Source organism: Bacillus sp. UMB0893 (genome assembly GCF_002858905.1).
GTDB lineage: Bacteria > Bacillota > Bacilli > Bacillales > Bacillaceae > Bacillus_P.
Genome location: NZ_PKLB01000006.1, coordinates 235,704 through 260,486, shown reverse-complemented (window position 1 = coordinate 260,486; position 24,783 = coordinate 235,704). Strand labels below are relative to the sequence as shown.

At 38.7% G+C, this 24,783-nt stretch carries 27 protein-coding genes and 1 pseudogene; 21 read left to right on the top strand and 7 right to left on the bottom strand.

Annotation, left to right across the window (positions count from 1 at the left end; translation table 11 throughout):
- Window positions 1-92 precede the first annotated feature (92 nt).
- The 8 genes from CYJ36_RS14910 (at window position 93) to CYJ36_RS14875 (ending at window position 7,066) form a co-directional block, all read left to right on the top strand.
- Entirely contained in the window at window positions 93-707 is a 615-nt protein-coding gene (locus tag CYJ36_RS14910) for a PH domain-containing protein (protein WP_101568051.1), read from the top strand.
- 139 nt (window positions 708-846) lie between these two features.
- Window positions 847-1,443 carry a TetR/AcrR family transcriptional regulator gene (locus tag CYJ36_RS14905; protein WP_101568050.1) on the top strand — a complete coding sequence of 199 codons (597 nt, stop codon included), beginning with the start codon at window positions 847-849 and terminating at the stop codon, window positions 1,441-1,443.
- 14 nt (window positions 1,444-1,457) lie between these two features.
- The gene (locus CYJ36_RS14900) at window positions 1,458-3,059 is read left to right on the top strand and encodes an ABC1 kinase family protein (protein ID WP_101568049.1); all 1,602 of its coding nucleotides are present in this window, start codon (window positions 1,458-1,460) and stop codon (window positions 3,057-3,059) included.
- Window positions 3,060-3,236: 177 nt separating this feature from the next.
- Window positions 3,237-4,040, top strand: a complete 804-nt coding sequence (locus CYJ36_RS14895) for a GDSL-type esterase/lipase family protein (RefSeq protein WP_101568048.1) — start codon at window positions 3,237-3,239, stop codon at window positions 4,038-4,040.
- Window positions 4,033-4,950 (top strand): ABC transporter ATP-binding protein, encoded by a 918-nt coding sequence (locus tag CYJ36_RS14890; RefSeq protein WP_101568047.1) that lies wholly within the window; start codon window positions 4,033-4,035, stop codon window positions 4,948-4,950. Before CYJ36_RS14895 ends, CYJ36_RS14890 begins: the two co-directional genes overlap by 8 nt.
- The gene (locus CYJ36_RS14885) at window positions 4,943-5,923 is read left to right on the top strand and encodes an ABC transporter permease (RefSeq protein ID WP_101568046.1); all 981 of its coding nucleotides are present in this window, start codon (window positions 4,943-4,945) and stop codon (window positions 5,921-5,923) included. The genes CYJ36_RS14890 and CYJ36_RS14885 overlap by 8 nt, the downstream gene beginning before the upstream one ends.
- 121 nt (window positions 5,924-6,044) lie before the next feature.
- Complete coding sequence (locus CYJ36_RS24855; protein ID WP_101568045.1) at window positions 6,045-6,356, top strand: nuclease-related domain-containing protein; 312 nt, start codon at window positions 6,045-6,047, stop codon at window positions 6,354-6,356.
- A gap of 2 nt (window positions 6,357-6,358) precedes the next feature.
- Window positions 6,359-7,066, top strand: a complete 708-nt coding sequence (locus CYJ36_RS14875) for a nuclease-related domain-containing protein (RefSeq protein ID WP_219621110.1) — start codon at window positions 6,359-6,361, stop codon at window positions 7,064-7,066.
- A 60-nt stretch (window positions 7,067-7,126) separates the two neighbouring features.
- Here CYJ36_RS14875 and katA read toward each other — a convergent pair whose 3' ends face one another.
- The gene (katA, locus tag CYJ36_RS14870) at window positions 7,127-8,584 is read right to left on the bottom strand and encodes a catalase KatA (protein ID WP_101568043.1); all 1,458 of its coding nucleotides are present in this window, start codon (window positions 8,582-8,584) and stop codon (window positions 7,127-7,129) included.
- 266 nt (window positions 8,585-8,850) lie between these two features.
- Here katA and CYJ36_RS14865 point away from each other — a divergent pair, with 266 nt between their 5' ends.
- Window positions 8,851-9,240 (top strand): YidH family protein, encoded by a 390-nt coding sequence (locus CYJ36_RS14865; RefSeq protein WP_101568042.1) that lies wholly within the window; start codon window positions 8,851-8,853, stop codon window positions 9,238-9,240.
- A gap of 141 nt (window positions 9,241-9,381) precedes the next feature.
- Complete coding sequence (locus CYJ36_RS14860; RefSeq protein WP_101568041.1) at window positions 9,382-10,305, top strand: cation diffusion facilitator family transporter; 924 nt, start codon at window positions 9,382-9,384, stop codon at window positions 10,303-10,305.
- Window positions 10,306-11,208: 903 nt separating this feature from the next.
- Here CYJ36_RS14860 and CYJ36_RS14855 read toward each other — a convergent pair.
- On the bottom strand, window positions 11,209-11,529 hold the full coding sequence (locus CYJ36_RS14855; RefSeq protein ID WP_101568040.1) for an ArsR/SmtB family transcription factor: 321 nt from the start codon (window positions 11,527-11,529) through the stop codon (window positions 11,209-11,211).
- A 251-nt stretch (window positions 11,530-11,780) separates the two neighbouring features.
- On the opposite strand from CYJ36_RS14855, the gene CYJ36_RS14850 reads away from it, so the two are divergent.
- From CYJ36_RS14850 to CYJ36_RS14825, 6 genes are all read left to right on the top strand, one after another.
- Window positions 11,781-13,046, top strand: coding sequence for an ammonium transporter (locus CYJ36_RS14850; RefSeq protein WP_101568039.1), 1,266 nt, complete (start codon window positions 11,781-11,783; stop codon window positions 13,044-13,046).
- 29 nt (window positions 13,047-13,075) lie between these two features.
- Window positions 13,076-14,056 (top strand): DUF294 nucleotidyltransferase-like domain-containing protein, encoded by a 981-nt coding sequence (locus tag CYJ36_RS14845; protein ID WP_101568148.1) that lies wholly within the window; start codon window positions 13,076-13,078, stop codon window positions 14,054-14,056.
- Window positions 14,053-14,784 (top strand): exonuclease domain-containing protein, encoded by a 732-nt coding sequence (locus CYJ36_RS14840; protein WP_101568038.1) that lies wholly within the window; start codon window positions 14,053-14,055, stop codon window positions 14,782-14,784. Before CYJ36_RS14845 ends, CYJ36_RS14840 begins: the two co-directional genes overlap by 4 nt.
- Window positions 14,785-14,899: 115 nt before the next feature.
- Complete coding sequence (locus CYJ36_RS14835; RefSeq protein ID WP_101568037.1) at window positions 14,900-15,790, top strand: diacylglycerol/lipid kinase family protein; 891 nt, start codon at window positions 14,900-14,902, stop codon at window positions 15,788-15,790.
- A 12-nt stretch (window positions 15,791-15,802) separates the two neighbouring features.
- Entirely contained in the window at window positions 15,803-16,114 is a 312-nt protein-coding gene (locus tag CYJ36_RS14830; RefSeq protein WP_101568036.1) for an iron-sulfur cluster biosynthesis family protein, read from the top strand.
- 164 nt (window positions 16,115-16,278) lie between these two features.
- Window positions 16,279-16,467, top strand: a complete 189-nt coding sequence (locus CYJ36_RS14825) for a hypothetical protein (RefSeq protein WP_101568035.1) — start codon at window positions 16,279-16,281, stop codon at window positions 16,465-16,467.
- Window positions 16,468-16,516: 49 nt separating this feature from the next.
- Here CYJ36_RS14825 and CYJ36_RS14820 read toward each other — a convergent pair whose 3' ends face one another.
- A complete protein-coding gene (locus CYJ36_RS14820; protein WP_101568034.1) occupies window positions 16,517-16,969 on the bottom strand; it encodes an SRPBCC family protein in 453 nt (150 codons plus the stop codon).
- The gene (locus CYJ36_RS14815; protein WP_101568033.1) at window positions 16,966-18,165 is read right to left on the bottom strand and encodes a BtrH N-terminal domain-containing protein; all 1,200 of its coding nucleotides are present in this window, start codon (window positions 18,163-18,165) and stop codon (window positions 16,966-16,968) included. Before CYJ36_RS14815 ends, CYJ36_RS14820 begins: the two co-directional genes overlap by 4 nt.
- Window positions 18,166-18,273: 108 nt before the next feature.
- Between CYJ36_RS14815 and CYJ36_RS14810 the strand changes: the two genes are divergently transcribed.
- Both CYJ36_RS14810 and CYJ36_RS14805 read left to right on the top strand, forming a co-directional pair.
- Entirely contained in the window at window positions 18,274-18,666 is a 393-nt protein-coding gene (locus tag CYJ36_RS14810) for a helix-turn-helix domain-containing protein (protein ID WP_180850345.1), read from the top strand.
- Window positions 18,656-19,426, top strand: a complete 771-nt coding sequence (locus CYJ36_RS14805; RefSeq protein ID WP_180850343.1) for an ImmA/IrrE family metallo-endopeptidase — start codon at window positions 18,656-18,658, stop codon at window positions 19,424-19,426. Before CYJ36_RS14810 ends, CYJ36_RS14805 begins: the two co-directional genes overlap by 11 nt.
- Before the next feature lie 27 nt (window positions 19,427-19,453).
- Here CYJ36_RS14805 and CYJ36_RS14800 read toward each other — a convergent pair whose 3' ends face one another.
- Window positions 19,454-19,777, bottom strand: coding sequence for a hypothetical protein (locus tag CYJ36_RS14800; RefSeq protein ID WP_142382716.1), 324 nt, complete (start codon window positions 19,775-19,777; stop codon window positions 19,454-19,456).
- Between the two features lie 108 nt (window positions 19,778-19,885).
- Here CYJ36_RS14800 and CYJ36_RS14795 point away from each other — a divergent pair, with 108 nt between their 5' ends.
- From CYJ36_RS14795 to CYJ36_RS24660, 3 genes and pseudogenes are all read left to right on the top strand, one after another.
- Entirely contained in the window at window positions 19,886-20,365 is a 480-nt protein-coding gene (locus CYJ36_RS14795; protein ID WP_101568029.1) for a TlpA family protein disulfide reductase, read from the top strand.
- Between the two features lie 516 nt (window positions 20,366-20,881).
- Window positions 20,882-21,715 carry a phytanoyl-CoA dioxygenase family protein gene (locus CYJ36_RS14790; RefSeq protein WP_101568028.1) on the top strand — a complete coding sequence of 278 codons (834 nt, stop codon included), beginning with the start codon at window positions 20,882-20,884 and terminating at the stop codon, window positions 21,713-21,715.
- 193 nt (window positions 21,716-21,908) lie between these two features.
- A pseudogene (locus CYJ36_RS24660) lies at window positions 21,909-22,197 on the top strand (insertion element protein); the annotation flags it as partial.
- A gap of 50 nt (window positions 22,198-22,247) precedes the next feature.
- Here the strand turns inward: CYJ36_RS24660 and CYJ36_RS14785 are convergent.
- Window positions 22,248-23,450: a hypothetical protein gene (locus CYJ36_RS14785; protein WP_101568027.1), complete on the bottom strand. Its 1,203-nt coding sequence runs from the start codon at window positions 23,448-23,450 to the stop codon at window positions 22,248-22,250.
- Window positions 23,451-23,694: 244 nt separating this feature from the next.
- Entirely contained in the window at window positions 23,695-24,714 is a 1,020-nt protein-coding gene (locus tag CYJ36_RS14780) for a YeiH family protein (RefSeq protein WP_101568026.1), read from the bottom strand.
- Window positions 24,715-24,783: the final 69 nt, after the last annotated feature.

The window sequence follows — 24,783 nt, the reverse complement described above, 5'->3', positions numbered from 1 at the left end:
TTTGTAGTTATCAGTTATTAAGTAGTTTTAATCGGTGAGCCCTCCTGTTAAAATTAGGGAGATGCAATACATATGAGAAAGGGTGAAAAGCTATGTTTAAGAAATTTGCTTCTGACGCATTAGGTTTATCTGATATTGGGACGATTATCAGTCCGGCTGATTATGACAAAACAGATGCTGATGATTATGTGATGCACGAGGATAATGAAAAGATTTACTTTTTAATCAAGACAAAGGCTGACGAATACTGCTTTACAAATTTGGCTTTTATCCATGTAGATGGTGCAAATGCCGTTTCTTCTAAAAGAACGCTCAAGCGCTATACGTATGCACAATATAAATTTTCAAACGTTATGCTTGAAACAGCCGGTAAAATCGATATGGATGTTGAAATTAAATTCAGCCTAGGCAATCAAACGTTCGACATTGATGTAAGAAAAGATCAGATTGAACAGTTAAAAGATCTCTATAAATCTCTTCTTCGCATTGCTGAAACAACGCACGAAAATGCCATCTACATCGATATGGCATCACAAAGTCTTGATAAAGCTGTAAATGTACTTCAGAACTCAAGAACAGATGATAGCAAGTTAGCAGATACATACAGAGATTTGACTGACTTTGGCTTTACATGGATGACGTCTGTCCGTGAGCAATACCACATTAAAGATTTCGGCGAAGTGTTCGAAAAATATATTAATAACTAAATAGAATTCGGAAGGAAGAGTCTGTTCATCTGAGCAGGCTTTTTTATATTATGAAAAAACTGGATTTTAATAATGAAATAAGTTATTCTGTGACTATATAAACAATATAGTCACACAGATTTCAAAAGGGAGTGAAGAAATGCCACGAGCGTTTACTGATGAGGAAAAACAGAGAATTAGGCAAACTCTAATTAAAAAAGGGAAAGAATTGCTTGCCAATCACGGGATCCGTAAAACAAATGTTGAAGATTTGACAATTGCTGCTGGTATTTCAAAAGGAGCTTTTTATAAATTTTATCCTTCGAAAGAAGCGTTGTTTTTTGAAATTCTGGAGGGGCTTGAAAATGATATGCGTACAGCATTTTTCAGTGAATTTCTTGTTCCGGGCCTTACACCAAGGGAGAGCTTTCAATCAAAGATGCACAGAGTTCTCAGTTTTATTGAAGAAAATCCTTTAATGGGAAAAATGAATTCGGAGGAAATGAATCATTTGCTTCGAACCTTGCCCAAGGAAATGTTGGAGGCTCATTCAAAAAATGATGATCGGGAATTGAGTGCTTTCGTGAAGTCGTGGAAAGACGAGGGTTATTTGCGGGATTTTGATCAGGAGACAGTGGCGGCATTTCTGAAAAGTATGTTTATACTTGCCTTGCAAAAGCAGGAAATTGGACCTGAGTACGATCGGATGATGAAGATGATGATTGATATGGCAGGTCAATATTTGATCAGAGACTAGGGGGGAGGATTAATATGAAGAATCAGCGCAAGTGGTATCGCATGTGGAAGGTTCTTTCCTTGGCATTTTCAGTATTGATTCAAGTTTATTGGTATCGAATTTTAAGAAAACCAGAGTCAGAATGGGAGAAGTTATGGGAAAATATTGGCTGTCGTTTTCGTCAAACTCTATTTGAATTGGAAGGTTTGCTGATTAAGGTGGGCCAGCTTCTAAGCATTCGTGCTGACCTCCTCCCGAAAGGTTTTATTAAACAAATTCAGGATTTAGTTGATCAAGTGCCTCCATCGTCATGGGAGGAAATGAAAAATGTTATGGAAAAAGAGTGGGGTAGCCCGATTGAAAATACGCTTCAACTTATTGATCCAAAGGCAGTGGCATCGGCATCTATTGGAGAGGTTTTTCGCGGAAAGTTAAAAGATGGGACAGATGTAGCCATAAAAGTGATGCGCCCAACGATAAGATCGATTGTAAAAGTTGATTTACGTTCACTCTCAATCATTATCTGGTTTGCCCATTACCTAGCCCCTGTACCTAAAGGTTTTATTGACTTTAGGCTGCTGTATAAAGAGCTCAAGCATGTGATAGGAAGAGAATTGGATTTTATGATAGAAAAGGATTCAGCGAAACGCTTTCGGGAACGTTTTAAAAGCTTTGAAAAGCTGAAGATTCCATATATCTATGAGGAATTGAGCACCCCTGAAGTTTTAGTGATGGAATGGGTTGATGGTGTTAGGATAACGAATGTTGAGTTTATTAAAGAGCATCACATTGATCAATCGGAACTGGCTGAAAATCTATTTCGGATTTTTTTACCGCAGTGGCTGGAATCTGGAATCTTTCATGCAGATCCACACGCGGGAAATGTGCTTCTGCAGGAGGATGGGACAATTGTTCTTCTGGACTTTGGAATGATAGGGGAGATTACGAAGAAAGATGCAAAGCATTTTCAGGAATTGCTGGAAGCGGTGTTAATGAAAAATGATAAAAAAGCAGCGGATGTTCTTGCAGAATTGGAGTTCATATTGCCGCAGGCAAATCCAGGAATCATTGAAAAGGTGCTTGAAGAAGCGTTATCACTTAATCTTTCACAATTGAAGCAGCTTGATATGATTGCGTTAAAAAAAGAAATGAACGATATGGTAAAGGCGCTTCCCGTCCAGGTCCCTACCCGTTTTGTTTTTTTGGGCCGTTCCTTTGTGACCATTGAAGGGATGATTCACACAATATGTCCAGAAAAGGAAACACTTGAAGTGATTAAGCCCGCTTTTCTTCATTGGCTGAAGAGCAGTGACACGAATAAGTGGAAGCTGCTGATAAATTGGCTTTATTCCCAGCCCATCTTTCATGCAGTGCCTAAACTGCTTAATTCGTTCCAGCCATCAAAGGAACATCAGCAGCGAAGAGAGTTTGAATTCGCCATATTTGAAAATCAAAAGAAATTCACGATATATTTTGGACTGCTTGGTATGGCAGGATCCTTTTCATCCATGCATGTGCAAAACGAGAGCCTTCTTTATATCTCAGCTGGAGTTGCAGGACTTTCAGCTTTCGCCTATTTTTACACTTCTATGAAGGAAAGAAGATGGCTGAAAATGAATTTTATGGGTCAAAAATAGTGGCTTATCTAAAAGACTTGCTTATATAGGCAAGTCTTTTTATAGCAAAATATGGCGATTGATTGAACGCAGGCGTTCTTAATCTGAAAATAGAAGCATTCATAGTTGCTTATTGGTTTTGATTTCCTGTAAATTGATGGGTAACTAGTTTTTATTATGAATTGAAAAGGTGATCGTTTGAAAATAAATACAGCGAAGTTTATTGCCATCCTTTCCGTTTTAGCGACTGTTTTATGGGTTTTTGGCTTAGCATGGACGATTAATAATTATTTTTTCAGCAAGTCTGATAGTGCCATTAAATCAGACACATCTGATATAGCTGAAGTAAATGATTCAGGAGACTATCAAATTATAGCCCTTGGAGATTCATTGACGCGGGGAACAGGTGACCAATCAGGTAAAGGTTATGTGGGTTATTTAATGGATGATCTTAAGGGAAAAACAAAACAGGATATCAGGCTTTCTAATTTAGCAATTAAAGGACAAGTCTCAGAACAGGTAGTCGAACAGCTTCAGAAGCCTGAGATTAAGAGACAGGTCAGCACCGCGGACGCAGTTGTAATGACCATCGGGGGAAATGACTTATTTCAGGGCGGCCGAGCACTGGAGAATTTGTCATCTGCTGAAAACGATCAAGTTAAAGCAAGATACTTAGAGAACTTAGATAAAATCATTCAAGAAATCCGGAATGCAAATCCGGAAGCAATGATTTATCATGTCGGCCTCTATAATCCGTTCAACGACCTTGATGATGCAAAAACGACTTCTGCTATTGTTCGTCAGTGGAATTTCGAATCAGCAGAAATAGCTGCGGGATATCCAAAGGTCATTATGGTTCCTGTCTTTGATTTGTTTGAGCAGAATGTAAACAATTATTTATTCAGCGATAAGTTTCATCCGAATTCAGAAGGCTATAAGCTTATTGGAGAGCGTTTGTCATCTTTGATCGTGTTTAGTGAGGAGGGGAATCAGGATGACTAATATACAAGGAACATTAATAGTAGAAAATTTGCGAAAGTCGATTCGGAAAAAAGAGATTATCAAGGACATCTCGTTTCAGCTCCAGCGGGGAGAAGTGTTTGGTTTTCTAGGTCCAAACGGCGCAGGTAAAACGACAACAATCCGAATGCTGGTCGGCCTGATTAAACCAACATCAGGCAAAATTTCGATTTGCGGTCATGACCTGAAATCTGATTTTTCAAAGGCTATTGCGAACATCGGCTGTATTGTAGAAAATCCCGAGCTTTACCCTTACTTGAGCGGACTTGAGAATCTTCATTATTTCTGGAGAATGGTGCCGGGTATTCCAAAGGAACGAATTGATGAGGTAGTAGAACTTGTTGGTCTGCAAAATCGAATTGGGGATCGGGTCAGCACATACTCCTTGGGAATGCGCCAGCGTCTGGGGATTGCACAAGCTTTAATAGGAAGGCCTAAAGTACTGATTTTGGATGAGCCGACAAATGGTCTTGATCCTGTAGGAATAAGAGAGATGCGCGAATTTATCCGTTTCTTAGCTGAAAAAGAAGGACTTAGTGTGCTCGTTTCCTCACATCTGCTCAGTGAAATTCAGTTAATGTGTGACAGAGTCGCCATTATTTCTAAGGGAGAGATTCTTAAAGTCGACACTGTTGAACATCTTCTTTCTGAAAAAGAACGGGTCATTTGGAAACTGGATCCGCTTGAAAAAGGGAGAGCCATTTTAGAAGCAGAAACAACACTTGTGGATGAAGCTGCTGGCAGGCTTATTACTTATAATGAAGAAGAAAAAATCCCTTTATGGAATGAAAAGCTAGTGAAGGCAGGGGTAAAGGTGAAAGAAATTCAAACAAAGCTGCCTACACTTGAAGATTTATTTATCGAGCTAACTGAGGGTGAGACCATTGATTAACCTTGTCTATAATGAAATGATTAAAATTGTCCGGAAAAAGCGTCTTTTTATTATTATTGCAATTGTTGCTGTCCTTGTAGCTCTTTTTACATATGCACAAATGAGAGAGGCAAAAACGCTGCAGGAAGAGTTGGGTACAAGTGACTGGCGAACACAGCTGCAGCAGGAAATTATTAATGGCCAAAACCGGTTAAGCTCAAGCGGAATTTCAGCTGAGTGGAAAAAATTCCTGCAAATTCGAATGGAACAGCAGCAGTATTACCTCGACAACGACATTAATCCAAGTGCCCCAGGGGCCCCAACCTTTATGCGAATGTTTGTTGAAAATTCAATTAATCTCTTACTTCCGCTGATGGTCATGGTCGTTGCAGCAGACCTCGTATCCTCTGAAGCCAACAGGGGTACAATCAAGCTGCTCCTGACAAGGCCGGTTAAAAGGTGGAGGATTCTTCTAAGCAAATATATTACGTTAATCCTCTCTGTTTCATTCATCGTTTTGTCGGTCGGAGTGCTATCGTATCTCATTTCTGGCACCATCTTTGGCTATGGCGGGTGGACAATGCCGATTTTAACCGGGTTTACGGTGCAGGGAGAAGAGCTGATTACCGATCAGGTTCGCTTAGTTGAACAGTGGCAATATGTATTAATGGAGTTTGGCTTAGTCTGGTTCGTCGCACTTGTCATTGGGACGTTAACATTCACGCTGTCTGTGCTGATGAGAAGCACCGCATCCGTCATGGGAGTAATGCTTGCAGCTTTGATTTCAGGAGCGATCTTGGCGAACATGGTCTCATCCTGGGAATCAGCGAAGTACTTCTTTATGGTCAACTTAAGACTTACCGATTATGTCAGCGGAATGGCACCGCCGATTAATGGAATGACTCTTGGTTTTTCGATGAGCGTACTCGCCATTTGGGCAGCAGCTGGTTTAGTTGTTTCATTCTTTGTTTTTTCGAGAAGAGATATTTATTAGCGGGAAGACCTGACGAGGTCTTTCCGTTTTTGCTTAGGCCGGAAAAATTCATTTTTTGGCCGGAAAAACTTAAATTTTGGCCGAATCAAAGTATGAGGTAAATAAAGGAGGTTGTTTTTATGTGCCGAAGTATATAGAAGGCCAATTAGGAGGAGATCAATTGATCGTAAAAGCACATCCAGCGTCAGTATATATTCAAAAATTAGAAGCTTTATTAAGAAGACTGCCAGCTTCACATTCTAAAAGAAAGCGGGTCGAAGAAAATTTAGCCAAAAGGATGGCTGGAGATAGAGGAGAAAAGGCAATTGACTTTCATTTAAGTTATTTGAATGAGAAAGACTATTACATTTTTTATGATATACGACTATTTGATGGTTCTCACTATTTTCAAATTGATACTCTTATCCTGTCAAAGCATTTATTGTCATTTTAGAAGTGAAGAATATTATGGGAAAGCTGTATTTTGATTCGGATTTTAACCAGCTTATTCGTACCCTTGATGAGAAAGAAGAACCCTTTCCTGATCCAATTTTACAAGTAGAACGCCAAAGTCTTCAATTTAAGAAATGGTTGGGAAGACATATCAAAAAATATATTCCAATAGAATCACTTGTTGTCATTAGTACCTCTCGTGCAATTCTCCAAACTAATCCTCAGAATGAAAACATTTATCAAAAAGTGCTCCTAAGTACAAAGCTTCCATTAAAAATTGATTCATTTAATAGGAATCATCAAAAAGAATTAATAAGTACAAAACAACTGGAAAAAATTTCTGAGAATATTTTGGAAGGTGACACACCTTTAGAAATTGATGTTTTAGAGAATCTGAAGATTTCGAAGAATGAACTATTAAGAGGAGTAAAATGTGCAAAATGTTCGCTGATAAGCATGTATCGAATAAGAGGCAAATGGAAATGTTCAGAATGTCACTTTATTTCTAAAGACGCCCATATTCAATCATTAATTGATTACAGCTTGCTTTTTGAGACATCAATAACAAATAAAAAAATGAGAGAGTTCCTGAATCTAGAATCTAGTAATATATCAAAAAAAATACTCGCTTCACTGAATTTAACTCATTTAGGAAATACAAAAGACCGATTCTACAATCTCTCAAACCTCCAAAAAAAGCACCCGCAATAGCGGGTGCAAAATGAGAATAAAATGGAGAACGAATTGTAAAACATTTGCTTCAAAATAAAATTAAGCTTTTTGCGGAACCGGTAAGCCTAGTCCCTCAGCAACACGCTGTCCAAACTCTGGATCAGCTTTATACAGATGCGCAATTTGGCGCAGTTTGATTTCTTCTTTTGTAACAGGAGTTATGGCTTCAACGTAGTTTTGTACAAGACGAGCGCGTTCTTCTTCACTTAGTAAGCGATAAAGATCTCCAGGCTGAGTGTAGTGATCGTTATGATCGTAAGAAACGCTGTCAGCCACACCTTGAACAGGGTAAGCAGCCTGTTTGTTTTCAGCTGATTCTGCTGGGCCGCCGTAGCTGTTTGGCTCGTAGTATACAGAGCCGCCGCCGTTGTTGTCAAAGCGCATTTGACCGTCGCGCTGGTAGTTGTTTACTTCATTTTTCGCACGGTTAATTGGCAATGCCTGATGGTTCGCACCTACACGGTAACGGGCTGCATCATGGTAGGCAAATAAACGGCCTTGAAGCATTTTGTCTGGAGATACGTCGATTCCAGGTACGAGTGTTCCAGGTGAGAATGTTGCCTGCTCGACTTCCGCAAAATAGTTTTCCGGATTACGGTCGAGTACCATTCGGCCAACCTCGATTAACGGATAGTCTTTTTGAGACCATACTTTTGTAACATCGAATGGATCAAAGCGATATGTGTCGGCATCTTCTAAAGGCATAATTTGTACATACATTTTCCATGCAGGGAAATCGCCTTTCTCAATTGCATTAAATAGGTCTTCTGTATGGTAGTCTGGGTTTTCTCCAGCAATTTTTGCAGCCACTTCAGGAGCCAGGTTTTTAACGCCTTGTTCTGTTTTGAAGTGATATTTGATCCACACGCCATCGCCTTCAGCGTTTGTCCATTTGAATGTATGACTTCCGAATCCATGCATATGACGGAATGTAGCAGGAATTCCGCGGTCAGACATTAAAATAGTAACTTGGTGAAGTGATTCAGGTGATAGTGACCAGAAATCCCAAACTGCATCAGGATTTTTCAAATGTGTTTGTGGATGACGCTTTTGAGTATGAATGAAATCAGGGAATTTAATCGCATCGCGAATGAAGAAAACAGGTGTGTTGTTTCCGACTAAGTCATAGTTTCCTTCTTCTGTATAGAACTTCAATGCAAAACCGCGCGGGTCGCGAACCGTATCAGAAGAGCCGTTTTCTCCAGCTACTGTTGAGAAACGAACGAACATCGGTGTACGTTTGCCTACTTCTGATAAAAAGTTAGCTTTTGTATATTGTGTAAGGTCATTTGTTACTTCAAAATAACCGTGTGCTCCTGCACCTTTAGCATGAACGACGCGCTCAGGCACACGTTCTCTGTTGAAATGAGCAAGTTTTTCTAAAAGGTGGACATCCTGAATTAATGTTGGACCGCGAGAACCGGCTGTTATTGAATTTTGGTTATCCCCAACTGGTGCACCCCAACTGGTTGTAAGATTTTTTTTATCATTAATCATAAAACGAATCACCTCATAGTTTAATAATTTTTAACCCATTTACAATGATAACATCTCTCAGTAAAAAATCAATACTATTTTATAATTATTATAAATAAATAGGTATTAAAATAAATTGAATAATCAATATAGTAATAATTTCGGGATTTCACTCTTTATTACCTTCTTCACTTCCGCACTTTCTGAAAAAAACCTTTAAATTGAAGCGGGCGCACTCTTGTTTTTTTATGTGATAAACTAAAGAAAAAAGAAAGGATCCAAAGTGTATGAAAGAATCAGGACATCAACCGACAGTTGATTCCAAGTATATTCAGCAGCATCTGGCTAATGAAAGAACCTACTTAGCCTGGATCAGAACTGCGATTTCACTTGTTGGAATTGGGTTTGTGGTGGTGAATTTACATTTCACAATTCAAGAGAAGATTAGTCTGCTTGCTGATCAAACTGCTATTTTAATTGGGGCGATCGCATTTATACTCGGGATTCTCACTGTCCTTTTTTCAACTATGGAATATAAGAAAAAAATGGTGCAGATTAATACACAGACATATAAAGCGCCCTTTAATCTTGTTCTCCTTCTTTCCATTTCAATAACACTGGTTATTTTGATTATGGGTTTTTTATTTTTAGTTTACATTTGGAATACGTTTGTATAAGCAATCCGCATTCAGGATTGCTTTTTTTAATGAAAAATTAAGGGTATGTGAACCATAAATATATCTTGCAAATGGTTCGATAATTTGAAATAATACATATATGAACATATACTCATATATTGAGTTTTAAGGGGGATGAAAATGGGACATTCACATAATCATCACGGTCATGATGGGCATCATCACCATCATACAAGCAATAAAAAAGCCCTGTTGCTGGCTTTCGCAATTATCACAGTTTTCATGATAGTTGAAGTAATTGGCGGATTGATGACAAATAGTTTGGCTCTTTTATCAGATGCGGGCCATATGCTCAGTGATGCGGCAGCGTTAGGTTTAAGTTTTCTTGCGTTAACCTTCGGGGCAAAAGGAGCATCTGCGTCTAAAACGTTTGGTTATAAAAGGTTCGAGATTCTGGCAGCCTTCATTAATGGCATTACTCTAATCGTGATTTCGCTCTATATTTTTTGGGAAGCGTATCAGCGTTTTGCAGATCCGCCTGAGGTGATAAGTTCCGGTATGCTCTTGATATCAAGCATTGGACTTGTCGTTAATATCGCTGCCGCTTTCATTCTTATGCGCGGGGACAAGGATGAAAATCTGAATGTAAGAAGCGCTTTTCTGCATGTGATTGGGGATATGCTTGGATCAGTCGGTGCAATTATCGCAGCTCTTTTAATTATGTTCTTCGGATGGGGGTACGCAGATCCGATTGCAAGCATCATTGTGGCGGTGTTGATTATTATCAGCGGACTCCGGGTGACGAAAGATTCTTTTCATATTTTAATGGAGGGTGTGCCTGGAAATTTAGATACCAAGGATATTCGTGAATCTCTGTTAACGATGGAAGAAGTTTGCGATGTCCACGATCTCCATGTATGGTCGATTACTTCCGATTTTCCTGCATTAAGCTGCCATTTAGTAGTTGTTGAGAGCGGGCGAAATCAGCAGGAATTATTAAAAAAAGCGAATATGATTCTGCATGATAAATTTGGACTTCATCATACAACGATTCAGATTGATGTAAAAGACTCAGCCTGCTGCAAAGATGATCACTGTAATTAAAAAAAGAGGTATTTGTGTTTGGAAGATGGTTACAAGCACTGCATAACGTATGAAATCTGACAGTAATTGTCTGAGCGGTCACAAACGAGGTTGAGCGGTCAGAAACAGGGAACGAAAGGTCACAAATAAAGGACGAGCGGTCAGAAAAGGGGCCCGAGGTGGTCAAACCAATGAATCACGGCTATCAAAGTTAAAGAAAGAGTGTTCTGTTGCTAGAAAAAGAGGTAATTGTGTTTAGAAGATGGTATTCCTCACTTCATACCGTTTGGAAATCTGACAGTAATTGTCTGAGCGGTCACAAACGAGGTTGAGCGGTCAGAAACAGGGAACGAATGGTCACAAATAAAGGGCGAGCTGTCAGAAAAGGGGCCCGAGGTGGTCAAACCAATGAATCACGGCTATCAAAGTTAAAGAAAGAGTGTTCTGTTGCTAGAAAAAGAGGTATTTGTGTTTAGAAGATGGTATTCCTCACTTCATACCGTGTGGAAATCTGACAGTAATTGTCTGAACGGTCACAAACGAGGTTGAACGGTCAGAAACAGGGAAACCGGACGGTCATAAATTAAGGGCGAGCAGTCAGAAAAGGGGCCCGAGCGGTCAAACAATTGAATCACGGCTATCACAGTCAAAGAAGGAGTGCACTATTGATAGAAAAAAAGAGACGAATTTTCGTCTCTTTTTTTGTGTGTGCCAGACAAGTTCATCATTATGGAAAATGATAAAAGTTTAAAACTGGTTAATAAGTTCTGCATTTCGGTTGAAGATCGGTTCCGCTTTTCGTAGTGTCCAGCTCCACCGCCTAACTCCTCGGTCAGAACGGATCTGCCAGTAAAGTCAAACCCGGACTTTTCACAGTTCCTTTTCTGCCTTTCGGAGCTAAACAGGCGGTTCTGCTTTTCTCCCTTAATGCCTTGCATGTTCAATGGTTTGTTTTAATAGTCCGATTACATGTTCATCATCATGTGAATAATATAAAGTTGTCCCTTCGCGGCGGAAGGTAACGAGGCGAATGTTTTTTAGAAATCTAAGCTGATGGGACACTGTTGATTGAAGCAGGGATAATGTTTCAGCGATTTCATTGACGGATCGTTCGCCTTGCGTCAGCAGATTTAAAATGCGGAGTCGAGTTGGATCTGATAAAGCTTTGAAGGTCTGGGAAGTGATAAAGAGTGTTTCCTCATCCAAATCATGGAACCCATCAGTTTCTTGCTTTTCTTTTTTCATCTTGAATCTCCTCTGCCTTCTAGTATTGCTTTTATTATAGGAAAGATTGTCTGTTTATACAAACATTCACTTGAGCAACTGCATTTTTATGTTTTTTTGAATTAGTGTAAGGTTTTTTAACATTAAATAATAAAAATTTTTAGAAAATTGGTTGACTAACAAAAAAATTCCGATAAAATAAAGATAAATAAACTCATGTTATATTATATAACATATAATGTTATAAGATGAGCAATTAGGGGGCGCTAAAAATGGATTCAATGTATCTATTAAATAGCTTGTGGGTAGTTCTGGGCGCTATTTTAGTCATTTTCATGCAAGGCGGTTTTATCTTACTTGAAGCTGGTTCAACCCGAATGAAAAATGCCGGTCATATCGCCGGTAAAACAATTTTCACGTTTGGATTGGCATCACTTGTGTTTTGGGCGTTAGGTTTTGGATTTATTTTCGGAGACAATGCAAATTTCCTTGTCGGTTTATCTCATTTTTTCTATTCAGGCTATGAATTGGAAGGGATGAATCTTTCTTCATCGGTGTTCTTTTTGTTTCAGCTTGCTTTTGCAGGGATAGCGATAACGATTGCACTTGGGGGATTTGCAGAACGTGCGAAGCTATCAATCTACCTTGTCTTCACTGTTCTATTTTCAGCGCTGGTTTATCCGGTAGTTGCACATTGGATTTGGGGAGGCGGCTGGCTTGCGGAGCATGGAAAACAGGATTTTGCTGGTTCGACGGTTGTTCATTTAACAGGGGCAATGGCAGCATTTGCGGCGACCATTTTATTGAAGCCGAGAATTGGAAAATTCAATCAGGATGGCTCTGCAAATAACATATTTGGTCATAATCAGGTTTTCACAGCTTTAGGTGTTTTAGTGCTTTGGATCGGCTGGTTCGGATTCAATGCAGCAAGCACACTTGGTGTGGATAATGGATTTTTCGGATATGTTGCACTGAATACTAATCTTGCAGCAGCTGCCGGAGCTGTGGCGGCTCTTCTTATTTCCTGGGTGGTGCTAGGGAAATCTGACGTTCCAACAATGCTGAATGGTGCATTGGCAGGACTTGTGGCTATTACTGCTTCATGTGCGTTTGTTGATACGTGGGCAGCTGTTCTAATCGGGTTTATTGCTGGAATTCTGGTTTTCTATAGTGTGAGATTCTTCGAGAAGAGAAAAATAGATGATCCGATCTACGCTTTATCTGTTCATGGAGCAGCTGGAGTTTGGGGTACGATTTCAACAGGTTTCTTCGCAACACCTGAACTTGCAACAGTCGGGAAGCCAGGTTTGTTTTACGGCGGAGGATTTGATCAGTTAGGTGTTCAGATTATGGGGGTAGGAGTATCTGGCGCGTATGCTTTTATTGTGTCATTTATTATCCTGGCAGCAGCTAAAAAGCTCTTGAACGGGCTTCGGGTAACTGAAGAAGAAGAAATTATGGGTCTTGATATGAGTGAGCATGGAAGTTATGGCTATCCTGAAGTATTCTTATCAAAAGAGGATAAGATCAGCTCTTAATTTGCGGGGGCTAGAGGGATGTGCAGGAAATGAGAGAAACCTATGAATCGATTCGAGAATGGAAAGATGATGAGATAAAAAAACACACATCTGATACACATTCTTTAAATCAATTCCATGATAAAGTCATGCGTGCGGTTTTTAATGTATCTCTGCAAAAAATGAAAGAGGAAAAAGGGAATCCTCCTTCAGCCTATACGTGGTTTGTGATGGGAAGTGCAGGGAGATTTGAGCAGGGGGTCATCAGTGATCAGGATCATGGAATGGTTTACGAGGAAGAAGGAATGGATGCTGATAACTATTTTCTGGCACTTGGAAAAGAAGTATCTCTTGGGCTGCATGTGACGGGTTATCCTTACTGCGAGGGAAAGGTCATGAGCTCCAACCCGATTTGGTGCAAATCGCTTAAAGCCTTTGAAAAACAGCTTTTCAATTGGATGGATGAGGTCAGCTTTGAGTCCATGAGGTATTTGCAGATCTTTGTTGATGCAAGAGCATTAGCGGGTGAGGAAGAGTTTATCACACATTTAAAAAGTGTCATAGACGATTGCCGGAAAAAGTCTCCGAAGCTATTAAAGCGATTTATGGATAACATCATGCACATCAAGCCTTCAGTTGGTCCGCTGGGTCAAATTTTCACAGAAAGCAACGGTCCTTATCAGGGTTCTCTTCATTTAAAGCAGGCAGCCTTTTTGCCGTATGTTAATGCGATTAGGATTTTGGCGGTTAAAGAAGGAGTTTTAGCTGCTTCAACGCTCGACCGGATACAAGAGCTTAGCAAAGATGCATTTTATAAAAAAGAATTAAGCGAATATAAAGAGAGTTTTACGCATTTGCTGCAGTATCGAATGTCAAATTTAAAGAGAATAGAAGAATACGATGATGTTCATTACCTTCCCATTCAGAAGCTCAGCCGTGAGGAGAAAAAAGAAATAAAAACCATTCTGAAGAACGGGAAAAAGCTGCATCACTTTGTTCAAGGCATCATTGAAAAGGGTGTTCATAAATGAAATCGAATCCATTCATTCATTTTATAAGAGAGGTGCATGGGAAGTTTCAAACGAGTGTATTTGGGGCGGTTCAAAATGGACAAAATTCTCAGCAAATCGCCTTCATGCGCCAGCTTCAGCGTGAAATGAAAGCAGAGGAGACGTTATCGATACCATTAGACGATCTGAATGTCGTTGTATTTGATATCGAAACGACTGGCTTTTTTCCAGAGCAGGGGAATGAAATCATCTCGATCGGAGCAGTAAAAGTGAAAGGGCGCCACCTTCAGGAGGAGGATATTTTCTATTCGCTTGTCAGGCATGAAAATAGGCTATCAGACGAAATAAGTGAACTGACAGGAATCAGTAATGAAGATTTAAAGGACGCTCCGCCTCTTGAAGAAGCATTGATTCAGTTTTATCAATTTGTAAAAGGCGACACTCTTGTTGCCCACCATTCTTCACATGAAAAAAACTTTATGCAGCATGCAAGCTGGAAGCTGTTTCGGGCACCTTTTAAGCACCGGATTGTTGACACTTCTTTTTTATCCCGCATTGCAGAGCCGAATGCGGAATATGTAAGGCTTGAAGATTGGTGTGAGCATAAAGAGATACCCGTTGTAGATCGTCATCATGCATTGGGAGATGCGATTTTGACCGCGAAACTTTGGTGTAAATATGTGGATGAGGTTAAGGGGCAGGGCTGCAGGAATTTGAGAGATATTTATGAGAGAATTGCCATCATGTAAAGAGAAGCATTACTTCGGGTTAAAGGAGTAATGTTTTTTTGTGGAAATAGGGTTCAATCCTGTCAATATAAGGGTAAGGGAGAATATAGACCAGTGAAGTCAAGGGGGATATAGTGTGAAGCAGGCGATGTTAATTGTTAATCCATCTTCAGGCAAGGAAAAGGGGATTGAATATACAGATTACGCTTTAGATACAATGAGAAAAATGGGATACGAAACGGAACTGAGAGAAACAAAGGGTGCGGGAGATGCGATGCATTTTGCTCGTGAAGCATGTGATCGCAAGCTTGATTTTGTTGCGGCGATGGGCGGCGATGGAACGATAAACGAAGCAATTAATGGAATGGCTGAGCAAGAGCATCGCCCGTTATTCGGCTTAATTCCGCTTGGTACAGTTAATGATTTTGCCAGAGCGCTGAATATTCCCTTAGATCCCGAAGAAGCAATTGCCATTTTAGAGCATCAGCATTCAAGAAGAATTGATGTTGGAAAAATAAATAACCGTTACTTTATAAATATCGTAGCTGTAGGAGCTTTAGCTGAAGCATCGTTTTCCACCCCTGTTGAACAAAAAACAAAACTTGGTCCACTAGCTTATATCCTAGAGGGTTTGAAGAAGATGAAGGAGAAGCAGCCTTTCGAACTTAGGGTTCAGTCTGACGAAGGTGTCTGGGAAGGTGAGGCGCTGCTGATGCTTGTTGCACTCACAAATTCTGTGGGCGGCTTTGAAACCATTGCTCCTGAAGCAGAGGTGAATGATGGAAAGCTTCATGTCATGATCATAAAGGACATTGCCTTGCCTCAATTTCTGCTGCTGCTTCCTAAAATCATGACCGGAGATCTTAGCAAAAGTGAACATGTTGAGTATTTAAAGGTACCATATCTTGAAGCGTCGTCCACTTATAAAATGATTGCGAACATAGACGGGGATGAAGGGAATAAACTTCCTATAAAAGCAGAAAATCTTAATAGGCACCTTGAAATTTACGTTCCAAAAGAACAATAGGAGGCATGTTTTATGAATTTGACGCTGACAGAGCAGGCAAAAGAAAAACTCCGTGAAATCCCTGGTGATAAAATGATTCACTTATCTTTTGACAGAGGAAGCTGTGATATCGTGAACACGCTGTATGAGATGAAGGTCATTAATATCAGAGAAACAGAATCCTATGAAAAGATCATTCAGTCTGAACAGCTCGATTTCATCGTGGATGATGATTTTGAAGATTCGTATGATCATGAATTGACGATCGATTATAAAAACAACTTTTTTGTTTTCAAAAATAAGAATCAAACGTTTAATAACAGAATAGGGCTCCGATACGTTTGAGAGAAGGGTGAAACAATGCCCTTCTCTTTTTAATTAATGCAATTACCAAAGACAGCTAGAATCTTGATTTTGGTGTTCAAAATGCAGACTGGCGAGTGAAAAGACAGTTCTAGCTTGTTGGATGGGGAAGTCGGCTTGTTGGAGAACTGTTTTGGCTCGTTGGAATGGAATATCGGCTTGTTGGCAGTTTTGGAACAGAATATGATGTTCCAAACGGAAATTCGGACTTATTATCCGAAAAGCTAGATTTATTTCTGCTGAACCTCGGGAGCCGGACTGATCGCTTATTATCCTTACCGGAAATTAAATCATTTCCAGTTGAAATACAAACTGCAATTGGCCATTCCATCTAGTTTCTGCTGATATTCATTCATCGTATTCTGGCTAGCCGATGCGATACACTCAGTCCGTTTTATATTTAGTTAATGCTAATTCACAATGTTTTTTTAGCTGCTGCAGCAGCGACAGCGCCAATTTTTCTGTCAGCTTGCTTGATAGCCTTCCCATTATTTTTGCCATTGTGGATAAATAAATAACATCATAGGTTTGGGTAACATTTGTTTCACCTTGTAAATCCTCAAGCTGATAAGAAATGATCATCTTGAAAGCTTTTCCCTCCAATGAATAAGAGTATGTGGAAGGTTCTAGAGCGGACAAATTTTTCCCGTGAAAAGAAGTTCGCATCGCACCTTCTTTTTGCACTTGGACAAAAGCTGCACCCTCCTTTTTTTCTTCTGCAGGCTGTTCGTATTGAATCTTTTCAATTTCCTTCGTCCATGACTCGCGTGCGGAAGGGGTTGAAATCTGTTCAAAAACAAATCCAATAGGTGCTCCAATAGTGACTGTATGACTCAAGATAGATTATCCTCCCATTTTTTTGAATGAAGAGCTTGCTCTAAATTCAAAAGTGCTGATGTTTCTAATCGTTTTATTTCCTCAATTAATCCAGCCAGGTGGAAAAATAGCTCCTTGCGAACGGACTCTGAAAACTCAAGATGTTCACTGGCTTCTGCTTTTAAATCCAATATTTCTGCAGTCATTTTTTTATATTCTTCTAAGTTAAATCTCTGACAATAAAAATACTCATTCAGCTCCTGAAATTTGTCTTTCATTAAGCGGAATTCAGGATAATCGCTGTTTAATGAATCCTCAGCAATTTGTCTCCAAATATGGCCTGACTTTTCGTATAGAGAGCTTGTCTCAGCTAATAGCGGCTCATTTATTAATGTACCGATCTGATGTAAAAACCTCGCGTATGAGCTGCGCAGCGCGTATCCATCTGTATTTTGTACAATCCAGTAATACGTATAATAAAGGGCATTCACAAGATGCTTCGTATTGTAGAATAGACGCCCGAAGCTTTGTTTGCTGGAAGATGTCAAACTTGTCATCCACCTGTCCAATGCGGTGATTCCAAAATTGCTCATTCTCGGATTATGTGCACTTTTTATACTGATTTCAATGCCAGCTCTGGCGGCAGCTGCTATTTTTTTAGCCGTCATTTCTTCAGCAGCACCTTTCAAGAAAATCGATTGATTAATCACCTTTCTTGTTGCGAGGTGATCCCGTCCTAAAATGAGGTCTTCAATTGATATTTCAAGCGGTTCCTCTTTTCGTAATGCGATTTTGGCAAGTCCTGTATTTGTATTGATTTCTAGAACGAGACCATACGTTTGATAGCCATTTTTGGTAATCGTATTTCTTCGAAATACATCTTCATTAATTGCGACAATAACCGGGGTACCGTTTGAAACTTGCTTATAGAGCTGATCAAAAGCAGCTTTCCGGTCTTTCGTCTGCTTAACCGAAGGCTTTAAATCCAATGCTTTTAATACGCCGGAAATAAACGCTTCACTGCTTTCCCATAGTGCTCGCGTTCCAAGAAAAAAGCTGGAAAAGTCCTCTTGTTCATAAAAGAATGTAAAGTAGCCGTATCCAGCACCTCCTCCGATTCCAAGCAGCATTTCTTCTGAGAGGAGTTCATGTAAAGGTTCTTTTGAATGATGTTTCAGTAAATTTAATAGTGCACTTGTATCTGAGTGAAATCCCATTTTGTACCTCCGTGGTGTTTGCTATTGCAAACTTTCTTTTACTATATCAATCTGTGTTTGCTATTGCAAACAAAATTTATTATATTTAATGATACAGGAGGGATCACGTTGAATATTGGAAAGTATGTAAAAGAGTTCAGACTGCAGAAAGGCTGGACACTAGCAAAACTCTCCAGTGAATCTGGAGTCTCTAAACCTTATCTTTCACAAATTGAGAATACGCCAAACAAACAAGTTTCCGCAGAGAAGCTTTATCAAATTGCAATTTCCCTTGAGGTAACAATGGGCCAGTTGATGGGAAAAGAAGTCGTGCTGAAACGCGAGGCAGATATTCCTCCAAGTCTGCTTTCTTTTGCAGAGAAAATAAATCTTTATGACGATCAAATTCAAATGCTGGCAAACATTAAATATAGAGGCAAGCAGCCATCTTCTGAAGAGGAATGGGAGAAGCTTTATTTGGCGATCAAAACGACAATTGAGAGTGAAGAGAATGGAATCTAGAGAACTAGCGTTTTCGCGTGCCGAAAAATTGATGGATCAATACTTTGGTTTTGGAGGATCTTTTCCTATCAATATGAAAATGCTAGCATCTATAGCTGGAATATCAGTCCAGGAAAAATTTATGCAGAATGATCAATCAGGCAAGCTTATAATTCAAGGCGGAAAACTAGTTGCTTTCGTGAATATTTTCGATTCGCCGCAGCGGCAGAATTTTACGATCGCCCATGAAATTGCTCATACGTTAATGGATGAATTTGATCATATACAATATAGAAAAAAAGCCGGCGTTCACAACGAATTGGAGATGCTTTGTGATGAAATAGCTTCAGAGCTATTGATACCAGCGAATGAATTTGAGAAACAGCTGGAGAAGCATGGCGAAAATGCAGCTTCGTTTAAGCCGCTTGCCAAGTATTTTCATGCCTCATTAGAAGCCATTGCCGTTAAATTTGCAAACTGTGCTCAAAATCAAGATCGTGTCATTCTGATGATTACTGATTTTCATGGGACTAATCGAAAAGACTTAGCTATTGCCAGTGCGATTCCATTGAAGAATTGGGATATTTTCATTCCCCGAGGGCTGTCAATCGGGAGAGAATCTGCATTAATCGATTCTTTTTACCAAAACAAACCAATCGAGAAAAGAATGACTCTCAATCTGGGCATTATTAAAGGAGACTATCTGATCGAAACGCTTCCTTCCAAATTTCAGCAAAGCGGAAAGCTTTATAATAAAGGGTATATTCTTATAACGAAATGAAAAAAGCTGTTTATTGATCAGCTTTTTTCATTTTACTTTATATTTTAAATAACTGTAGTTGGATGTCGGATTCACTTCAACTGTATTTCCATCAGCATCCTTGAGCACTTCAAATTCCTGATAAGTCTCGACAGAATATCCGTCTATCACTTCAGAGGAAATTTTTTTATTCTCATACATTGTGACAATTACCTGTTCCTCTGCCGAAGTCTCTGTCTCATCTTCAGCAATCATAGGAAAGGTGCTCGTTTCGATGTTACGGGCTTGAAATGAATCTATATAGGCCATTGCGCCAATCAGGATGACGAGAAAAAAAAGAGTGAAGATTTTTGAACTCGTAGTAGAAAGCAAATGAGTGGCTCCTTTCATAAATCATCTTATTTCATATGTACGCACGTCCACCTGGAATATGTCCATTCTTCAAGGAGATAATAAGGATAAAAAGGAAAGGGTGTCTATATGAAAAAGATAATATTCATGTCTATCCTGCTCTGTCTTTCATTTACGATGGAACAATCTGCTGCAGCAAAAGCACCTGATCTTAAGCTATCTGACATGCAGCAGAAAGAACACCATTTAAAACCGCCATACGATCAGCCGGTTATCATAAACTTTTGGGCATCCTGGTGTGGTCCATGCAAAATGGAAGCACCTGATTTAGTGAGACTTTCTGAAAAATATCAAGATCAAGTGAAAATCTATGCCATCAACATGACGAACCAAGACTCAGAAGAAGGTGCCTATATGTTTGCAAAAGATTATGGCTTCCGCTTTCCCGTGTTATTGGATAAGACTGGAGATGCGGCCGCTTTATTCAGAGTCGCTGCGGTTCCTACTACTTTTTTTGTGAATGAAAAGGGTGAAATTGTCAGTGTGCTTACTGGGTATGGCGGGGCGGAACTGCTTGAGAAGAGGATAAGGGGTTTGATAAATCACTAAACGGGGATATCAGTGCGTAGAAGAACAAGCATAAAATCCACAAGTCGAAAAAAAGGTAAGATAGAAGCAACAAATTGCTGCTGAGCGAGCCGAAAATTATAATGGGCATAGAATTGCTAGGATAATACCAACAAATTAAAATCACTCTTAAAAAGCAGCCCTTTTTTTTGGACTGCTTTTTATGCTTTATCAGGATATAAGTCTCCAATTTCAATAATAACGTTTCGATAATAATAGGCAGAACACAGTACAGTATGTACCAGACTGTCATAAGGTTTATTAATAGTCTTATGAAACTTTGATTAAAAAAAGCTTATATCACTATAAAATCAATATTTGGTAATAAGATGTTGACTAAATATCTTAATATTCGTATAATTTTCAAGAATCGAAACGTTTCATTTTCTGACTATGTTTTTTCAAAAAGAGTTAAATAGAATGCGAGTTTGAGATTTTCAATTCATATTTTGTAAGCGCTGTTATTATGGGTAAATTCAATTTATTGGAGGATTAAATATGAAAATTCAATTAACTGAAGAAGAAAAAGCAACCAGACAACTAAACCCTGAAACTCTTGAAATTGCAGTAGAGCAAGTAAAGGTAAATGGTTATATTCTTTTTGACAAGGTTATCTCTGAAGAAAAAATCAGTGCAATTCGGAGTGGATTTGACCCATTATTTGACGAATATATTGAAAGAAAAGGATACAACACGGGAACAAATCGTGCACAAATGTTTTTGCCCTTTACAGAACCTTTCATTGATGAGGATATCATCTGCCATCCTATTGCCACTTCATTGATTGATCAACTGCTTGGTGAGGGAAATCATTGCAACTATTTTGCATCAGATACGCCAATGCCTGGCTCAGATTATCAGAATGCACACTGTGATATTATGCCTTTATTTCCTGATTTAACAATTCCCTTGCCGGTATTCGGTCTCGTTTTAAATATTCCATTAGTAGATGTAACGGAGGAAAATGGCCCCCTTGAAATATGGCCTGGCGGAACACACCAAAATCCTGACCGATCTAATCATGATACATTAAACAATACGGTTAATCCGCACTTGCATATTGTTCGCGCGGCAGAGCACATGTATTCTGAGAAAGTATTTATGTCCGCTGGATCAATTTTAATCAGGGATATTCGCATGTGGCACCGCGGAACTCCTAATCAATCCAATTATCGCCGGACAAATCTTGCGATGATTTTTAACAGAAGCTGGTATGGCGCAGGCTCTTCGATTCAGATTCCACAGCAGACATATGATAATCTGCCTGAAAAAGCAAAAGAATTGTATCGTATGGAGAAAATCGGAAGTCCGATTAAAATGCCTTGGGAATAATGATTAAACTAAGAAATTATCATTCTTTTACTTGCTAATAATAGAAGAATCGTGCAATATAAATTCCACTAAAAGAGTACAAAAAAAGGACCAATCAAAAATAGTAAGCTTTTCTCTTTTAAGGTACCCGCACATATAAAAACACATTTAATAGCAACTATACTAGCAGTCCTCATACGAGACAAGAGATTTGGCTAGAATGTTGTTAGATGTAAATCACAATGCCACTGATGCTTTTATACAGTTGATTAGGAGAAGGTTATCTCCTTTGGAACGTCCTCTAGTTAATGCGAGGGGTGATGGTAAATATATATGCAAACTTCAATCCAGAGTATGCACAGTACGCATTGACAATCTAAAGAGTTTACTTTAATTTCTGTTTGCCTTATAAAACAAAAGATGGAGAAAATCTAACACCGGCACAGACGCTAGGAATAACCGATAAAATATTTGAACTGAAAGATATTATCTATATGCAATAAAAAACAGCGGTGAATGAAGGTTTCCGCTGTTTTTTCGTATTAAGAACTGTTCAATTAGAAACATTACCGTATAAAATTTCATTTATATTAAAACGATATTCTGATGGTAATTCATCTATTTCACGAGAAATCTCTGCCCTTAGACTATTTCTGCCCTTAATAACAATTTCATTTTTCTTTAATTGTATTTTACCTATACTATAAGGTGCATAATAAATATCTAACTTATCTATAGCTACGATTCCAGTCTTATTAGTATTTATTTCTGTTAGTCTTAATTTGAATTCAGCCTTTGTAAGATGACTGTGTGGAACATGGTATACGATTTCAACAAGATAATTTTTATTTTGGGCAGTAGCATAAATTAGTTCCATATCAATTCCATTTTTGGCTATATACTTAATTACACCTTCAATTTTATCTTTTTCTAAATGGTCAAAATCAGCAATCAGCCTTAGACCTTCACACATTGAATGAAACACCATATTAGCTTTACCTTTGTCATCTGCTTGATTATACTCAGATAAATTTAATGTGGAGTAAGTGTATTTAAAAAATTCGTCAATAGCAATTGCTTGTTTCGCTTGTTCCATTGTTTCACCAATACTGAAATAAATCTCTTCGTAGTCAGGTGACTTTAATTCGGCTCTGCTCAATAAATTACTAAATAGTTGAGAGTATATATAATCGTAAGGTGCTAATGTATTCCGTTCAAAATGGTCATATAATCTAACACCAATTATTCGTTTCAATAATGGTCTATGATTACTCTTACACGAATATATCAAGCTATCAACACGTTTGACGGTATTCAAATAATTAATTTCTTTTTCTTTTTTTGCATAATTTTTTAATTCTTCATCAGTTTGTGGAGCATTATTAATAATATTTTTAAGGCTATTTAATAACTTATCTTTATTAAAATCCAGCTCTTCTTTTACCTCTATTTGTGGAACCATATTTATTGCTTCTTCAACTTTCAATAATCCATGTTGAAAATCGGTAATGTTTAACTTCACGTTATTAGTAAAGTTCCCCTCAATTTCAACTTCTGCAATAATTTTATATAGCGATTTTAATTTAAATTTCTTCTTAGGTGGTGCATTGTTAATAAAACGAATTAATATGCTCTCAAAAGTTTGTCCATGAAAATCACCAATTAGATGTTCATTTAAAAATGTATCCAGTACATTTAAAGATTTATTTTTCTCCTCTTTGGAACTGAAATCTTTATATTCAATCAAAAACCGCATAGGCAACTCCCTTGTAATAAAAATTCTTTTTTTGTTATTTTATCAATAATACCTGTTAAACTGAACCGCCACGTTAAGAGAAAATACTGAAAATATAAATGAAAAATTCCCTGGAAAAGGGTAAAAGCAGTGCGATTTCTCATGCGAAATCCACTGCTTTTATACTTGTTTTTATATTTACTTTTTCCTATGAGGGTACTCCAAAAGAGAACGGCTTACAAAAATAGACAGGTCCTTTTCCAATTCAATTAAATCCCAAAATAAATACTAACCCATACCCAACAAAAGATAAGAGCACAGACCCGATTAACCCAGCAATAAGCGGTTTTTTCCCGAGATTTTTAAACGTTAATATGTTTACACTCAAACCTAGTCCGGCCATTGCCATCCCTATTAATAAATATGAAAAAGAAACAATGAGAGCAGCAGCTTCATCTGAAACAATACCGATTGAATGGATTCCGCTAACAAAAAGAAATCCTAGAATAAACCATGGAAACGGCAGGGAAGAGCATTCTTCTTCTGTCTTTTTTTCTCGAAATAGAATTCCTACAATCAATGCAACAGGTACGAGCAAAGCAACTCGTGTTAATTTAACGATAATCGCCAAGTCCTCAGACTCTGTTCCTCCTATTGAAGCAGCTGCAACGACATGGGCAATTTCATGCAGTGTTCCGCCGGAAAAAGCACCATACCCTTGCGGTGATAGATTCAATAGAGAATATGCCAATGTGTAAATCAAAGTGAAAGCCGTACCCAATATGGCGATGGTCCCTGCGCTGACGGCTGTTTCCTCATCACTCGCTTTAACTAGAGGTGCGATTGCTACAACAGCAGCAGCTCCGCATATGGCTGTTCCGCAGGCAGTGAGAATCCCGATTTTTTTATCAACCTTCAGCAAGCGGGTAAGGCCATATACGACAGGAATAGTAATGAGGATGATGATAAATGAAAGAATGAAAACGCCGAGTCCGGCATGGTAGAGATCTGCAAGGTTCAGCCTCATCCCAAGCAAGATAATGCCAAGCCGCAATAATTTCTTACTTGAAAAAGAAGCTCCGGCTAATACGGGTTCGCCTGCTCCAACAGCTGCTCTCCAAAGCATTCCGAGGAGCATGGCAATGACAAGCTGCCCCATGATGGATAAAAAGGGGAAGCCTGCTAAATAGGATGCAAGGAGTGCAAAAAGTAAAGTAAGCAAAATGCCTCGCAAAAAAGGCGCCTGTATCTTTTTTTGTTTTATCTTTATTTGAAAGTCAGTCATGATCTACACTTCCTTAAGCAGTTCTAGCTTCTTTTACTTTAACAATGAGTTAATTATTAGTAAAATATA